This is a genomic window from Scytonema sp. NUACC21, from assembly GCF_054684315.1.
In genome coordinates, this window is sequence record NZ_BAAFZH010000055.1 from 29810 (window position 1) to 46095 (window position 16286).

15 protein-coding genes and 2 pseudogenes are annotated in these 16286 nt (G+C 42.7%); 1 reads left to right on the plus strand and 16 read right to left on the minus strand.

Annotated features, from left to right (window positions below; translation table 11 throughout):
• Positions 1-98: 98 nt before the first annotated feature.
• From ACYRY3_RS07945 to ACYRY3_RS07960, 4 genes and pseudogenes are all read right to left on the minus strand, one after another.
• Positions 99-896 (minus strand): annotated as a pseudogene (locus tag ACYRY3_RS07945) (aldo/keto reductase); the annotation flags it as partial.
• Positions 897-1379: 483 nt separating this feature from the next.
• Positions 1380-2099 carry a response regulator gene (locus tag ACYRY3_RS07950; RefSeq protein WP_460201159.1) on the minus strand — a complete coding sequence of 240 codons (720 nt, stop codon included), beginning with the start codon at positions 2097-2099 and terminating at the stop codon, positions 1380-1382.
• A gap of 528 nt (positions 2100-2627) precedes the next feature.
• A complete protein-coding gene (locus ACYRY3_RS07955) occupies positions 2628-2870 on the minus strand; it encodes a hypothetical protein (RefSeq protein ID WP_460201160.1) in 243 nt (80 codons plus the stop codon).
• Positions 2803-3357 (minus strand): Uma2 family endonuclease, encoded by a 555-nt coding sequence (locus tag ACYRY3_RS07960; protein ID WP_460201161.1) that lies wholly within the window; start codon positions 3355-3357, stop codon positions 2803-2805. The genes ACYRY3_RS07955 and ACYRY3_RS07960 overlap by 68 nt, the downstream gene beginning before the upstream one ends.
• Before the next feature lie 189 nt (positions 3358-3546).
• On the opposite strand from ACYRY3_RS07960, the gene ACYRY3_RS07965 reads away from it, so the two are divergent.
• Positions 3547-5190 carry a purple acid phosphatase family protein gene (locus tag ACYRY3_RS07965; protein WP_460201162.1) on the plus strand — a complete coding sequence of 548 codons (1644 nt, stop codon included), beginning with the start codon at positions 3547-3549 and terminating at the stop codon, positions 5188-5190.
• A gap of 159 nt (positions 5191-5349) precedes the next feature.
• Here the strand turns inward: ACYRY3_RS07965 and ACYRY3_RS07970 are convergent, their stop codons facing one another.
• From ACYRY3_RS07970 to gorA, 12 genes and pseudogenes are all read right to left on the minus strand, one after another.
• Positions 5350-6141, minus strand: a complete 792-nt coding sequence (locus tag ACYRY3_RS07970) for a class I SAM-dependent methyltransferase (RefSeq protein ID WP_460201163.1) — start codon at positions 6139-6141, stop codon at positions 5350-5352.
• A 28-nt stretch (positions 6142-6169) separates the two neighbouring features.
• On the minus strand, positions 6170-6859 hold the full coding sequence (locus ACYRY3_RS07975) for a Uma2 family endonuclease (protein ID WP_460201164.1): 690 nt from the start codon (positions 6857-6859) through the stop codon (positions 6170-6172).
• Between the two features lie 32 nt (positions 6860-6891).
• A pseudogene (locus ACYRY3_RS07980) lies at positions 6892-7074 on the minus strand (hypothetical protein); the annotation flags it as partial.
• The gene (locus ACYRY3_RS07985; protein WP_460201165.1) at positions 7032-7580 is read right to left on the minus strand and encodes a DUF4833 domain-containing protein; all 549 of its coding nucleotides are present in this window, start codon (positions 7578-7580) and stop codon (positions 7032-7034) included. The gene ACYRY3_RS07985 and the pseudogene ACYRY3_RS07980, both read right to left, overlap by 43 nt.
• 157 nt (positions 7581-7737) lie before the next feature.
• Positions 7738-7956 (minus strand): hypothetical protein, encoded by a 219-nt coding sequence (locus ACYRY3_RS07990; RefSeq protein ID WP_460201166.1) that lies wholly within the window; start codon positions 7954-7956, stop codon positions 7738-7740.
• A gap of 421 nt (positions 7957-8377) precedes the next feature.
• Positions 8378-8587 (minus strand): hypothetical protein, encoded by a 210-nt coding sequence (locus ACYRY3_RS07995; RefSeq protein ID WP_460201167.1) that lies wholly within the window; start codon positions 8585-8587, stop codon positions 8378-8380.
• Positions 8588-8688: 101 nt separating this feature from the next.
• Entirely contained in the window at positions 8689-9300 is a 612-nt protein-coding gene (locus ACYRY3_RS08000) for a CPBP family intramembrane glutamic endopeptidase (protein ID WP_460201168.1), read from the minus strand.
• Positions 9301-9302: 2 nt separating this feature from the next.
• A complete protein-coding gene (locus ACYRY3_RS08005) occupies positions 9303-11552 on the minus strand; it encodes a CHAT domain-containing protein (RefSeq protein WP_460201169.1) in 2250 nt (749 codons plus the stop codon).
• A gap of 12 nt (positions 11553-11564) precedes the next feature.
• Positions 11565-12437 carry a DUF1822 family protein gene (locus ACYRY3_RS08010; protein WP_460201170.1) on the minus strand — a complete coding sequence of 291 codons (873 nt, stop codon included), beginning with the start codon at positions 12435-12437 and terminating at the stop codon, positions 11565-11567.
• The gene (locus tag ACYRY3_RS08015) at positions 12427-13110 is read right to left on the minus strand and encodes a sigma-70 family RNA polymerase sigma factor (RefSeq protein ID WP_460201171.1); all 684 of its coding nucleotides are present in this window, start codon (positions 13108-13110) and stop codon (positions 12427-12429) included. The genes ACYRY3_RS08010 and ACYRY3_RS08015 overlap by 11 nt, the downstream gene beginning before the upstream one ends.
• A 185-nt stretch (positions 13111-13295) precedes the next feature.
• Positions 13296-14684: a glutathione-disulfide reductase gene (gene gor / locus ACYRY3_RS08020; RefSeq protein ID WP_460201172.1), complete on the minus strand. Its 1389-nt coding sequence runs from the start codon at positions 14682-14684 to the stop codon at positions 13296-13298.
• A 118-nt stretch (positions 14685-14802) separates the two neighbouring features.
• The gene (gene gorA, locus ACYRY3_RS08025) at positions 14803-16146 is read right to left on the minus strand and encodes a glutathione-disulfide reductase (RefSeq protein ID WP_460201173.1); all 1344 of its coding nucleotides are present in this window, start codon (positions 16144-16146) and stop codon (positions 14803-14805) included.
• Positions 16147-16286 lie beyond the last annotated feature (140 nt).

The following is a 16286-nucleotide window of genomic DNA, read 5'->3' on the forward strand; positions in this document are numbered from 1 at the left end:
GGCGATCGCAACTTTTTTAAGACAAAGCGCGATCGCACTATAGTTGTTGTATCGCAAGCCAACATATCCTACGCAAGAGAAATGCAACCCAATACTCTCTATGCAGGCATCAATTGCTGGATGCGCTGTGGTTCCTCTCCAAGCCAATCCGGATGCTGGGCAGTGCTATCGAAAATGGATGTGGTTTTGAAGGGCTCAAACTCTCCACGTGATGCTGCTTTTGCTGTTTTTGCCAACAAGGATTCTACAGAGAGATCGCTCATTGGTTGGAAAGTACGCACGGCTTCAAAAGCCTGTTCGAGAATTTCCATGCTGTCAATTCCCGTAATCACAACCGATGTCGGCAGATTCAGGGCATAGTGCAGACACTCAATTGCTGTTACAGTATTTGACCGTAAAAGAATACCGTTTGCCAAGCTTTTCATGCCAAGAATGCCGATGTTTTGTTTGACTAGTTCTGGCACAACCAGCTTCGCGAAACTTCGGTAATGTGCATCCATGACATTAAGTGGCATTTGAACGGCATCAAATTTAAACCCGCGATCGCCTGCAACTTCAAGCATATGCAGATGAATACAAGGGTCTTTATGCCCGGTGAAGCCGATGTATCTTAATTTACCAGCTTCCCGCGCCTCAATGAAGGCGGCATTCGCCCCTTCTTCATCAAAAACTCGGTGAGGGTCTTCGTAGCGAAGAATTTCGTGGTGCTGGACGAGATCGATGCAATCAACTTGAAGGCGTTGAAGGGATTCGTCTATCTGTCTTGCTGCTTCTTTCTTAGATCGACCGTCAATTTTTGTCATCAGGAACACTTTGTCTCGGTAGCCATCGCGGAGTGCTTTCCCCATGCGAATCTCGCTGACCCCACCGTTGTAATCCCAACTGTTATCCATAAAGGCGTCGGTTGAATTGAGTCACAAAACCCAACAAAACCCCGTGTTTAAATCATGAGAATCGTCGGTTGAATTGAGTCACGAAATCAAACAAAACCCCGTGTTTAAATCATGAGAATCGTCGGTTGAATTGAGTCACAAAACCCAACAAAACCCCGTGTTTAAATCATGAGAATCGTCGGTTGAATTGAGTCACAAAACCCAACACAACCCCGTGTTTAAATCATGAGAATCGTCGGTTGAATTGAGTCACAAAACCCAACACAGCCCCGTTTTCAAATCATGAGAATTGTCGGTTGAATTGAGTCACAAAACCCAACACAACCCCGTGTTTAAATCATGAGAATTGTTGGTTGAATTGAGTCACAAAACCCAACACAACCCCGTGTTTAAATCATGAGAATTGTTGGTTGAATTGAGTCACGAAACCCAACACAATCGTACACTTGTTAAGTAGAAGTACTAACCACTAACTCCTCACAATCTTCAACTAACCAACCCTGCTCGTAAAGCCAAAACTGCCACTTGTGTGCGATCGCTCACACAAAGCTTATTCAAAAGGTTGCGGACGTGAGTTTTGACAGTGCCTACAGTAATGTAGAGTTTCTCAGAAATGTCTGCATTACTGCATCCATCCACAATGAGCTTGAGTACCTCCAATTCTCGGGCGGTTAGGGGATAGCTTGGAATCACCTGGCTCTGCTCTGGTGATAAACCATTGATGACAACTGTTGAATTTTCAGGGCTTGAGTGAGCTGCGGCATAAGTTTTGTTGCTGTGCTGCAGAATAATACGGGCAATTGCTGGGTCAATCCAGGCGTTACCCTCGTGGGTCAAATGCACGGCATCTGACAATTTTTCAACACTGCCATCCTTCATATAGTAGGAGTCTGCCCCAGCTGCAAAGGCGGCGAGTACAGTATCCTCAGTATCTTGCATCGTCATGATCAAAATTTTGGTTTCAGGCATTTCGCCCTCTTCCTGAGAATTTTTGAAATGCTGGGTCAATTCAATTCCGCTCATATCAGGCAGACCCACATCTACAATGGCAACATCTGGTCGTGTTGATTTCAGAAGCTTTAGACCTGACCTTCCATCCCTAGCTTCACCAATGACCTCAATTCCTTGCTGTTTTTTTAAGGCAGCAGTTATACCGATACGCGTAAGGTCGTGGTCTTCAATCAAAACAACGCGAATTGCATTCATGGTAAAGCCTCAATTCTTATATATGAAGAGATGCTAAATTAACTCTTTAGTATCGCTCTGGTGCTTGTAAGAGCATTCTAAAAGGCTGGAACGATTTCAGTCTATCTCTCCTCAGAACTGTCTATAAAATCGCGTCTTATCCGTTAGAAACAGGTAGAGCGATTCGTGAGAAAGCCTTGATATGTTATCACGATTCATCCTTTCGACTGCGATCGCTATTTAATATGGATGATAGAAATATATCAAAAGGCATACTTTTTCAAGAAAAAATGAAATGCCTGCATAAATTATGATAATAAGTATATAGTACTTGCTTCATGATTTTCTATTTTTTAAATTGTCAAAGAATTAGAACCCCGGCTTGGTACTTCACGGTTTACAAGTACAGGGATAAGTTCAAGCTAAATCCGGGCAATAGGTCTTCACCCGATAATGTTAAAAAACTCATAATCTGTAGTTATTTTTGCTTAACTACCCTCTATTCTCAACGAACAATCTTTCAAAAACTCATTAGCTTAACTGCGGTATTTAGAGTTGGTCGGGATCGACTCCCATTGACCGCAACCGCTCAGCCAAACGGCTCGCTTTGGCATCAGCTTCATCGGCTCGTTGTTGCTCGTAGTCAGCCCGTTCAGCGCCAGTGGGAATCACTTGACTATCGCGGTTGCACCAGCGTAGCCACGTTCCTCGCTGTTCCTCAAACTCACCTTCCCAGACCGTTAACCCCAGCCCGACTGTTTCCAGCCACGGCAGCGTTAATTCTATATACATACTTACCTGCATTCAAGGCAAAGACGCGTAATAGCGCCCCATTCATTTGTTCTGGCTCTTGAATCTGTTCCAGGGGGTCGAACACTGCGTAGTAAGCTACCCCAATTCTTGCATAGGTGTTTTTTTTGCTATCCAGCTCATTTCCGACCTTGTTAGAAACAATTGCGATCGCCACTTCAGGTACTTTGCCAAACTCCCAGACGAAGTAACTGCGGTTTCGCTTCTGCGACCAATCAGCAGGCATTTGTACACCCAAGCTCACAAAAACATCTGGAACCACCGGGTCTTGCTTGACGGCAAAGAATACTCCCACGTTAGCAGCCGCAATAAAAGGAGCAGGCAGCACCCGCGAACTGTAAAGCGGTTCGACGAGCAGCCGTTGTTGCTTTTCCGACTGAAAGTTGTCCACGGGTGTATCATCCTCAATGACTGTGTTGCTGATGTCAGGGATGGCAATTTCTTCTGTGTCAAATAACTGCTGAGACATGGCGACATGGAGGTTACTTAAACTATCCTACTCATTTCTTGAGATTATAATTATGAACTCTTGATTTTTCAGGATAACTTATAGCTTGGAAGTCTCCAACCCAAGGTTCGTCGAATTGTTGAGTTTCGTTCCTCGACCTAACGTTTGTCGAATTGTTGAGTTTTGTTCCTCAACCCAACCCACACAATTATGTCACCACCAAAGTTGCTAACCGATCCTTTTCTACAACTACCAACTAAAAATTCAGTACGAGTAGTTTGGTTTACCGAGTTTGCTGGTTCTGAGCATATAGTTGCTTACGGTAAAAATCTTGCTAACACTGCTGTTGCTACAACCACCAAACTTAGCCGCACGCGGGAAGACCAGAATTCAAGAGTGGGAAACCAAACCTATGATGGGCAAATTTATCAACATCCTGTCTTGCGTGATATTTGGCGACATGAGGCAGAGGTGACTGGTTTAACTCCTGATACACGTGTTTCTTACCGCGTAACTAGCGTCCGGGAAGATGGCGAAAGCACGAGTAGCAATGTGTTCACTCTTGCACCCACTCCAAGCCCAGGGACAGCACTCAAAATTTTGTTGACTTCTGACCATCAAATCAAGCCAATGGTGGCAGCAAATTTGCAAAAAGTCATAGAAACAGTTGGACAAGTCGATGCAGTTTGGTTTGCTGGTGATTTAGCAAATATTCCCGATCGCGCTTCAGAATGGTTTGACGATAATCGTGGTGGAGCGTTTTTTCCTTGTTTGCAGGGTCATGCCAAGTATCAAATGGACAATAGCGGGGAGCGGGTATTTTATACTGGCGGAGAAATTATTCAACACGCCCCCATGTTTACTTGCATCGGTAACCACGAGATTATGGGGCGCTTGGGGAATGGGAGCTTAAACAGCGAATTTGATGATACCATTCCTCGTGCTGTTGCTTTGAAGTTGTACGGTAGCGAATCAATCAAAGACAATTCCTTTAATACTGATACCTACGAAGAAATTTTTACCCTACCGCAAAGTCAAGAAGGCGGAAAAACATACTACGCAGTCAGCTTCGGTGATGTCCGGTTAGTGGTGCTGTATGCAACAAATATGTGGCGGACTCATAACTGCGATGCTAATGCGAGGGGTAGATACACCGAACGAGAAAAAGATTTAAACAATCCAGAGAATTGGGGTTACGGGCAACATATTTATGAGCCAATCGCCAAAGGCACCAAGCAGTACAATTGGCTTGTGCAAGAACTAAACAGCCCTGAATTTCAGCAAGCAAAGTATAAAGTTGTGATGTTGCACCATCCCCCCCATTCCTTAGGGGATAACATAGTTCCAGCATATACCGACCCAGTACAGATTATTGAACGCGATGCTGAGGGCAACATCAAGGCAGTACGTTACGAGTACCCTAAAGATTCCGATTACATTACCCGCGATGTTATGCCTTTACTGGAGGCAGCCGGCGTACAGTTAGTATTGTACGGGCATTCCCATTTATGGAACCGCTTTGTCAGTTCTAGTGGAATGCATTTTCTAGAAACATCAAATGTTGGGAACTCTTACGGTGCAGCTTGGGGAGATAACAAGCGAAAAGTGCCTGTGGGGGATCAAGAACATTATGCCGAACTTGGAGATCCATACGGTTTAGAACCTGTGGTACCAACAATCTCCCCGTTTTTTGACAAAGATGGTCGTCCAATGCCGTATATTGCAAGCAATGACTTTACTATTTTTAGCATCTTCGATACGGGTACGGGTAAAGTCAGCAGCTACCTGTTTGATACAAGGAAGCCGGATTCGTCGGTTATTAAGTTTGATGAGTTTGAGTTAAAGAAATCCTAGGAATATAACGGTTCTCGGTTGGGTGCAATACACGTTGGAGGGCGAACAACCGTATGCCTGTCGGCAAGCTACGCTAACGCCCCTACATTTATCCTTCATACTTCTCCAGAGGAGACGCTACGCGAACAGCCCTTCTGTACTAGTTCTACTGTTTATGTTTTATTTAATACATTTAATGATTCCGTACAATCCACTTGTTTCTATTTGTATATTGTCTGAATGAAAACCTGCTGTTAATACGATATTTCGCAGTTCTTCTGGTGAAAAGAACTGAAACACGATGCTAGGATATGGTCTAAGAAAAGTCGTTGCTAACAGTTTGCCACCAGGGCGTAAGGCTTGGTAAATATTGCGAATTCCTTCACTAGGATTTGCCCAACAGTGCATTGCAGCCCCAGCATAGATAGCATCTATGGAATTTGGTGCTAGAGGTAATGCTTCTACATCTGCTCGGATGATAACAATTTCTGACGGTGATATGCCTTCCAATTGCATTTGTTGTTGCAGCTGTGTCAGCATTGTTTCTGAATAATCTACAGCTAAAATCTGTTCGCACTTTCCCCACTTTACCAAGCGACGTGCCATTATGCCCGTACCACAACTAACATCTGCTACAATTCCCGGATGTTGACCAAAAAATTCCGTACACAGTTGGAATTCAGCATCTATACCTCCAAAGTTCCGCAGCCCAGCTGCCCAAAGTGGTGGTAAAATACGCTCGTATAAAAAAGAAACAATAGGAGAGCGAAACAACTCTGTACGTAAAGGTTTTGTCTCTGTTACGGAATTTTCATTCTGCCTTTGTAAAGCTTCAGAGGTTAAATCCATAACAGAGGGTATTTTTGCGAATTCTTGTTGGAAAGAATTATGGCATCTATTACACTGTTGTGGAATTTCAGTTAAAGTTTTGCGGCATAGAGGACAAGCTATAATGTCTTGTAGTGTGGACATAAGTTTTTTCTGCTCTAGAGTTTATTTTTTACTCATTGTTATCAATGTTATCAATTCCAAGAGAACGCAGTCTTTGGGCTAATTTTTCAGCCCGTTGTCGTTCTTGTTCTAATGCTAATTGAGCTTGTAATGCGACTTCTTCAGGTGTTGGAACTAAATCGCCTTCAGCGGTAAAGTAGCGCAGTTTTTCAGACTCAATACCCAGATACAATCCTAGTTCCTCGCTCCAACGCCAGCCCCTTTCATTGGGTGCTATCTCTTGATATTGACTACCTACAAGTCGAAAGCCAACAAATTCTAGAGTTTCTGGTGAAAACCAGAAATACTCAGATGTGTGAAAACGATCTTGGTACAAGTTCTTTTTCAAAGTTGGGTCTGTGTCAGCAGTGGAGGTAGATAATAACTCGATAATCAAATTTGGGTATTTGCCATCTTCCTCCCAAACAACCCAAGCATTCCGAGGACGTTTTTCAGTTTGTTTAACTAAGAAAAAGTCGGGTCCACGAAAGTCACGATTTCGTAATTGCTGTCGGCTAAAATAAACAGTGAGGTTGGCTCCAATGAAATAATCATTTCTACCGCGCCATAACCATTCTAAACAAGTAACGAGCAGCAGAAGCTGCATATAGTGTAAAGAACTTTCCATTTCTGGCTCATCGCTTAGTAGCTGACTGGCGTCAGGCATCATTGCTTCCAGTTGCTGAGGAGTTAATACCATATAGAAAGATAACCGAAGAATCTGGCTCTTTACTAAATTAACAAATGTAAATGAGAGCCTTGTTGAGTTTTACTGACCTCAATGCGGGCTTGGAAAGCTTCTTTGAGGTGGGGCATATGAGTGACAGTTAAGATACAGGAGAAATCAGAGGCGATCGCATTAATTGCAGCAATCAGGCGATCGCATCCTTCAGCATCTTGTGTACCAAACCCTTCATGCTGTGAACCGTACCACCAAGCCCAAATAAACCGTGTCTAGTCAAGTCAATATGGACTTGGAGCAACCGAGCGGCTTCGCCGTTGATTCTTGTAAAAGCCGATATTTGACACCCTTGACTTCCTAATCGGGTAGACCGAATCATAATGGGTTTTGAAATTCCTCGTCTTTTGAAGCCGTTCACTTCCATAATTACTTCGTTGCCTGAAACTGATTGGCTGGCAATACCGAAAACTGGAACTTCAATAGTAAGCAAACCCTCTAACCGACCACTTTCGAGCTTCCAGTAAGGATACGCTGGTTTAGGAGATTTCAGAGAGCAGTCTGCATTAGTCTGCACACCATAATGCACCTGGTTACCGTTATCACTCTTGGTAATGAAGAAAATACTATTGAGCCTTGTAGCATAGGCGTGGGTGGTTAGAACAAGTAACAATGTGATGGCACCATATATGAAGGAAAGACTTGCGAGCCTCTTTGGTAGCTCAGACATAAATTTCAGCATTTGATTTCCAGTTAGTGGTTTAGCAATATTCTGTTTTTTGGCACGGTGATACTGCCATCTCTGAATTATCAAACAAGAGCAACTTGAATCTTTTACACAGTTCCTTAGATTTACAAAGAGGAAGGAAATGGCTGCCAAATTATCACAAAGCTATACTTTACTTACAGTCGTAACTATGACAGTCCCCGTAAAAAGGACTGATTGGTTCAACGCTTTGTGCAGGAGAGGGCTCAGGTTCGGGCTGATAGTTGCGATCGCTTATTTCCCGATCTCGCATTTCTTGGCTTAGGTCAGTTTGTTGTTGAGTTTCGTCATAGCAACCGACGAGTGCGATCGCAACTAAAGCGAGAGTTGATAACCGAATCATAAATTTCATAGGACTGTTCAATAGTTGATTTTTCATTTTGGTAATTTACTTTGGTGTGTATTTTCGTTTATCTAATTACGGGGTCAAATGAGCAGCAATCTTGTATCTCTCACAATCTATATACGGACTAGGCTCACCCCTTGCTGCAAAAGACTTAATTTTTTTTTGAGTTTGATGCTGTAGTAGCGATCGCACTCCTGCTTAATCTAGATACGTAGGAGAGTTACCCCGTGCTGCATAACACTCAAAAAACTTTGCTATAACCTGATACCTAACCCACTAAAATAGCGATGCAAGGTTGTTTCAGTAGCGATACTCTGTTGTCTGCTGTCCCGAACTACTTCCACCACTACCACCGATTAAAATTGAAATCTTTTGTTGCCGTCCAATCATTCTTTGTGATAATAAATCCATTTGTTTTTCAAGTTTTTTAATACTTGATAATGATGACTTGCTTTTTAGTTTTGCGTTCTTCTTCTGCGACTAATCTTATTCGTTCTTGTTCGAGCGATTCACTTTCCTGTTGTGTTTTTTTCGTTGAAACTTCAAGTTCAGACTGTTCTGAGTTTTGCAGAATTTTATCGGTACAGCCAATGAACACTACAAAGCAAACTCCAATAATAAATGCTTTTTGCAACATACTTACTTATCCCTTTTTTGGGCAGTTTCCTATTGTTTACAATATATATACGTATTAAAGTCACCTTGTACTGCAAGCGGTGAAGAAATTTCTCTTGAGGGTTACACCAGTCCAACTAAAATAGCGATCGCACCAAGCAGTGAGTGACTGATGATGATACTATGTAAATTCCGATACTTTGCATAGTGACAGCCCCAGAACAAACCAATGATAAATGTGAACAGCAGCGTGGGTACATCTTGATAGATGAGATGAACAAAACTGTAGAGTGACGTGGAAAGCAGAATCTGTAACCAAATCGCCAACTTTGCTCTAGAAAAAATACCGAATAAAAAGCCGCGATACAAAAACTCTTGTACAGGAGAAGACACACCAACAAAGAAAAGATAGAAAGTCCATTTGTATGCAGAGTTGTCGATGCGTGACCCTTGCATCATATAATAAATGAACATGAGTAAAGCAGAAGCCAGGGTCGGTAAAGCGATCGCTTTGAGAGAAAGTCCCAGGTGTTGTTTAGTAAATCCTAGTTCTAAAGTAGAGAATCGGTACAGTCGAGCGATCGCTAAAATAGCTACAGCAGCCAAGATCAGGATATAAAATCGCCAGGAGAAAGGAACTAATCCCAGATAAATCACTAAAACAGGCCAAATGTATGCCAAGCTTACAATCAGCATGACTTTCTGTTGTTCTTTGCTGACTAATTTACCTTGCATATTTACTCGTCTCCAACACCACGATCGATTAACCGTACGAACAAAAAGAAAAATAAAGCAGCAAAGAAAATGCTACTTGCAAACCAAGGAGTCAGGGGATTGGTACTATTCATTCCAAACACGCGATCGACAATAGAAACGCCAAACCAGCTACCTAGAAGCGTCAAACCAAAACTACCTAACAAGAATGACAACAAAATAGGCTGATATTTTTTGGTGGCGCTTCTGTAGATGCAGCTAACAGTTGGCGAAAATATAATGGTAATAATTGCGTAAAGAAGAATATTAATTCCGGCTAGGGTACCTTTAAATTCAGGTGAAAATAACAGGCTTTTGGTATGCTCTATGCTGTAGCTTTGAAAGGGCACCCACAACAGAATACCTAACTCACATATAATGACATATGTCAAGTATTTATTCTTGTTAAATATTGAATCTGGTTCAAGCCAAATTGTTACCACAAGTGCCAGAATTTGAACACCACAACTAATAATGGCAACAAAGCTGAGAGTGTAAAACCACCGACTAATCGAAAAAGCTTGAGTATTTTGTCGCCAAACGTCATAGGCGGTAGCAATCCGCAAAAGTCCTTGAAATCCCGCGATGTTATCGAATGTGTGAAGACGTTGTATAACTGGCTCTAACTCTGATTTTTTCAGAGTCAAATTTCCATCAACATCGAAAATCTGACGAGTATTAAAAATTTCTTGGGGAATGCTTTGAATATCTGCTGTTGAAGTTCTCCATTTGGAGTAGAGTTCGGGGAGTTGCTGTGCGTAAATTGTCGTTGTCGCATCGGATTTGAACTCCATTAACATCATGCGATCGCCAGTAATCTCAAAAAACAGCCCCCCCAATGTAAAAAACACAGTTACGAGTGTCATAATTACAAACGGGCGTGTCTTAACGCGAATCATGCAATGCGCTCTGTAAGCCGCAAACAGAGGCATCCAGAGAAACAGAGAAGGATAGACTACAAGTTGGGGGTAGAGTCCCGCGTAAAGTGTTAAGGTTTCCCAACCCTGAAACTCGCTGAATATGCCGATGGGTAGGCAAACCAGCACAGCGAGCGCAACTATGCCCAGTAGCATCTCCCATTGCCAAGATAACCTCCTCTCTGAAAACAAACGATTCCATGTCAATTCCTTAGCCAGAGGATTAGCAACAATCACAGGTAGCCAACTCTTACCAGGTTCAAATTTCTGTTGTAACTGCTGCCTTGCTGCATTCATCGATGCAAATAAAGAGCGATCTTTGACAAAAGCTGCAAGAAAATGCCTCAATAATTCTCTGGCAACAGAGGACTCAACCATTTCTCGCATGACAATACAGTAGGGCAGCGATAGCTCAGTTAACTGGTTTGCCAGTCCTAAGCCATCACAAGAATTAAAGATTGCCAGTTGCAACTTTTTGTTGATTGCACCTGCAAGTAAATCCTTCAGTTCCGTGATTTCGATAATTCCTTGTGCGCCGTCGGCTGGATTAATTTGAAAACGCCCAATCCGCCCGTCGCGATCGCTTTCACTATGTCCTGCAAAAAAGAAAATGTGCCAGCCTTGAGAGTCTTTTAACTTTTGTTCTAATTCTTTACGTGTAGGTTGTTTGAGGATATGGGGTTCTCCACCATGCTGTCTTAGACTTTTGATAAAATCTTCTTCTTTTGCAAAACCCAGCTTTTCGTCACCAAACACTACAAGTATGCGTGCAGTTGCTTTCAGTTGTGGTGTTTGCTTTTGAGTCAGCCGCTTGAAATTTGTGGCACTGATGGCAACTTCTACACCTTTGCTAGTGTACCCTGCCAAGGTATCCCATTCTTGCCAAGGAAGTCCCCGCAGTTGTCGGTCTTCCGTCTGCACAATAATCTGGACTTCATCCTTTTGTGTAATTTTCTCCCTAAATCTTTCCAAAAGCAGACTGACACGCGGATCGGGTTGTCCATTCTCATCAATCCAGCCATCCCTACCTAACCATTTGTTTAATTCGGCTTTCAAGGAATTAGCTAAGTCTGTAAGATTGACTACACCCGAAATCAGATTGTTCCGATTTTTAGTAACCCGACGATTACCTTGAAGACCAATATAATACTGCCATTGTTTGAATTTATCTTTGAGAGGTTTTGGTAGAGGAGAGAGAAATGAAACGAGTTCTTCTATTTGCCCTTCTCGATCATAGATGGTAAGGGTGACAGGCAAAACTTCAGAATTATTAAGTTGTACTCGTCCGCCAATTTTAAACGAGATTTGAAATGCCATTACAACTCCTTTTTAGGCGATGAAATATTCTCTAATCAAGGTTTCTCCTATCCGCAACTCTACCCAGAACTCCTCACCTGAAGCTAATTCCAGAGGAATAGAAATCAGGTCAGCCGCTTCATTTACTGTTTCGGTATAAATATCAGATTCGTCTGGTACACTGACCTGCATTCCTCTAGGTAAAAAAACACTTTCACTTTTGACATTAACTCTGACAAAAATTAATTCGTCATTACTTTGGGAAACAGAAAGTTGCATTTCAAATACTTGCCCTGCTAGTTGCAGCTTTTTCTTACAGGTGGCAGTTTTTAAATCCCGCATTGAGGGTTCCCAGTCTCCCTCATAAATATTATTCAACCAGTTTCTTAAGTAAGTAATTTTTTTTTCGGCAAATTCTTGGGTGAGCGTCAAGTAATCGATCAGGTCATCCATAGACTGTAAATCCGCGATCGCCACTTCTGCATCTGTAGTTTCGGAAGCAGGTATAAAACCAATCAGTGTCGCTGATTTTTCCGAACTAGCGATTTCTATAAATAAATAGCCAATGGCATCACTCAAGCTTTCATATGGTAAAATAGCGGACTGTTGTTTTGTAGTAATTACGCAACATTCCAAATTGCCCAATCCAAGCAGTTCTAGCTCGTTTGCTTCGTTCCACAAACGATGAACTGCATTCCATCTTTCTAGTTTGGCAAGATTAGTTTCGAAACCGAGCATCCGAAAATACGTATCAGCAATGAGTACAGCCAGGGTTTTAAAATAGATTCTTTGTTGGGCATCTTGAGTGAAGTACTGCGATGCGTAGGCTCTGGCTTGTCGGCGAAATGATGCAGTCACTGGAAAGGGAATTGCCAATTCTCGTAAGACATTTAGCTTATCGCTCATAGTTGTCTTCTCCAAAAAGCCGCTGATTTGTGTCTAACCACTCTCGCAAGCGGGATTCGCATTTTCTGCACCAATGGGATGTGACTGCACCACGTGATGAACCGACTTCCACAACGATTTCCTGCCATTCTTTACCGATAACGAGTCGCAAGTGGGCAAGCAATTGACAGTTAGCTTTCGGGTTATTTTCGATGTGGCAAGCTTTAAGAAGATCATCGGGATCATCTTTAATCCATTGAACAAATGATTCCCAAGTGTCGAGCAGTAAGTTAGCATCTATACCAGAAGTAACTCGATCTAAGGGATCGAGTCTGACCTCATCATTTTGATCGTTTTGCCATACAGATTGTCTGTGAGAGCGATCGCGTTGAGCAGTGCGAATTTCATCCGTGTACTGATGACGAAGACAGGTGTTAAACCAAGTCATGAATGAACCTCGACTTGGATCGTATTTATCGCAGATTTTTTTGGTTAAATTAAACATGGTTTTACATAGAGCCTCTTCATAGAGAGTTTCTTCATAAAGATCCCCTGCTGCTGGTCTCCAAATACGTCCCGATTTCTGAACGGCTCGAAGCAGACTATTCAGGGCTTTACGATGCTGTGGGCTAGCTGGTGAATGCCTGCAAGCCTCTTGAATGAGTGATTGCAGGTAGAGGTTTAGCTCGTTCATAAACTTATGACATTGTTCTAGAAGTGTCACTAAGCAGACGATAAACTCCACTACCATCTGTTACGAAGAGTAATGGGATCGTTCTGCAAAAAGATTGAGTAAATTGTAAAATTTTCCCCAAGAGTTTTCTCTTGTCAGAATTTACGTATAATTTAGTTGCAAAAGTCACTATAAAAAAGGAAAAGCTATATTGACAACGCTGTGGGATGGATACCAACAGTGGCGTCAAAATCTTTTTTAGTAGCACCCATCTTCACGGCAATTGCTACGCCTTGAATAATCTCAGCTGCACTTTCACCAACCATGTGAGCGCCCAGGACTTTGTCTGTGTGGGCATCTACCACCAGTTTCATCATTGTTCTATCTGTTCCACCTGTCAAACTGTGGTACATAGGGCGGAAGCGAGTGCGGTAGATTTTCACGCCATCCTCGCCGAGTTGTTCCTTGGCTTGAGCTTCTGTTAAACCGACGGTAGCCGCTTCCGGAGTGGTAAAGACGGCTGTTGGGACATCTTCGTGACTGAATATACGACGGTTATTACCGAATTCGCTATCAGCGAAAGCACGACCTTCGCCTATAGCGACAGGAGTTAAATTCATTCTGTCAGTTACATCACCGACAGCATAGATATTGGGTTGAGATGTTTGGCTGTATTCATTGACAGCGATCGCGCTCATAGTACTGTACCCCGGTCCTTCGATGTCGCTAGGAACTATATCCACATCGGCATTTTCTAAACCGAGTCCTTCGATGTTAGGCGCTCGACCTGTTGCTACCAGAAAAACATCAGCAACTATTGGTTCAGTATCTTCTCCGGATAGCATTAACTTTAGTCCCTCTGGGACGCGTTCAACTGCTTCTAAAACTGTGTTCTGGATGATTCGCACTCCGTGGTTTATCATGCCTTCTTGAATTCCAAGGCGGATGTCTTCATCAAACCCTTTCAAAATATGGTCTTTACGGATAATTTGCGTGACCTCACACCCCAAACCGCGCATGATACAGGCAAATTCCGTACCTATATATCCTGCTCCAATAATGGCAATATGCTTTGGTTTCTCCTTAAGATGAAACATCTCATTAGAAGTAATACTATTTTCTATCCCTGGAATATCTGGTTTAACAGGACGTCCTCCAACAGCTATCAAAATTTTATCCGCCGTCACCTTACGCGTTTCTACAGACTCACCATTGCGCGTCTCTAGCTCTACAGTATGCGGATCTACCAAGGAAGCACGGCTGCGAATTAGTTCGACTCCTGCTTTGTCTAAAAAGTGAATGTGAAGGTCGGATAGCCGCCGGACTTCTTTATCTATAGCTGTTGTGAGATGTTCCCAGTCTAATTCTGCTTCACCAACTTTCCAACCATAACCAGCTGCATCTTGAAATAAAGCGGGAAAGTGAGAACTGTAAACCATGAGTTTTTTGGGAACACAGCCACGAATCACACAGGTTCCACCAACTAAATCGTTTTCAGCAATAGCTACTTTTGCCCCATAACTTGCTGCGCGTTTGGAAGCTGCTAAACCTCCTGAACCCGCACCAATAACAAACAGGTCATAGTCATATGTCATAAGTGTATTTCCTTCAACGAATTAAAAAATTTGATACCACTTTACTAACGAAAAAAATCATTCGTAGAGTAAGGCGGTATCTTTCTAAATGCTTATACAGCAAAATTGATGAATCTATCTAGGAGAGATTCAAGAACTCCTCACCTGTAGTTGGGTGAATACCGATGGAATCATCTAAATCTTGCCTGGTAATACCTTTGCGAATGGCAACACCGAGAATTTGAATGATATCCGCAGCGTTTTCACCAACCATATGAGCGCCCATAACACGCTCTGATTCACCTTCAACCACTAACTTAATCGTAGCTTGTTCATTCGCTTTGCTGAGTTGAGAAGACAATGGTTGAAAGCGATTGCGGTAGCATTTCACCGAATCACCAAATTTTTCCCTTGCTTTTGCCTCTGTCAAACCCACGCCAGCTGCTTCAGGACGGGCAAAAACAGCAGAAGGAACCTCATGGTAATTGACTTTTTGCTTTTTTTTGCCAAAAACATTATTGGCAAAAGCATTCCCTTCTGCTTTTGCCACTGGCGTTAATTGAGGGCTACTTGTGCAATCACCTATGGCAAAAATATTTTCCCGAGTTGTACGATTGTATTCATCTACTTTGATTGTGCCTTTTTTCTCAAGTTCAACTCCAACTTTTTCCAAGCCAAGGTTTTTCGTATTTGGGGCGCGACCGGTAGCAACCAAAATCGTATCGGCTGCTATTGTTTTTCTTGAGTCGCCGACAATTAAGAGCAAACGTTCTTCCAAGTATTTAATTTCTCGAACCATGCTGTTGGTGATAAAACGAATACCTCGTTTACTTAAGCCTTGTTGAACACCGTTGCGAATATCATCATCAAACCCTGATAGGATTGTTTCATCTGTTTCTATGACGGTAACATCACATCCGAAAGCGTTCATCATACTGGAAAATTCTACGCCAATATAACCGCCACCAATAATGACTAACCGTTTGGGCAAGTAGGGTAAATGCAGCATCTCTCGGGAAGTAATAGCATATTCAACTCCTGGTATCTTTGGTTTGAGGGCATACCCACCGACAGCAATTAAAATTTTGTCAGCAGTAATGTTGCGACCGTCTATCTCTAGAGTGTGAGCATCCGCAAAACTAGCATGACCTCGAATGAGTTCAATTCCTGCTTCCTTTAACTGTTGAAGGTAGGAGTCTTGAATGCTATCGATATGCTTATCTACACACTTAATGAATTTTGTCCAGTCAAAGTAGGTTTTGCAGTCACTCCATCCGTAGCTAAGTGCTATTTCATTACCTATAGCGAAATCAGCGGCTTGGACAATGAGTTTTTTGGGAACGCAACCGCGATTTACACACGTACCACCAATAGCTTCTTTTTCAGCAATGGCGACACGCGCACCGTAGCTAGCTGCTTTTTTGGCGGCTGCTAGTCCCCCAGGACCAGCACCAATGACAAACAGGTCGTAGTCGAAGGTCATGGCTTTCGGGCAGAATGAAGAGCGAAGAGTTGATTCTTCTCTCTATCATCGCAATTCCTGGTCCAATCGACATCTATCCTGATTTCGATTTCATCAAAGAAGGAAAGTTCCCTGTTAAGCGTTAAGCGTTCCCTTCTTCC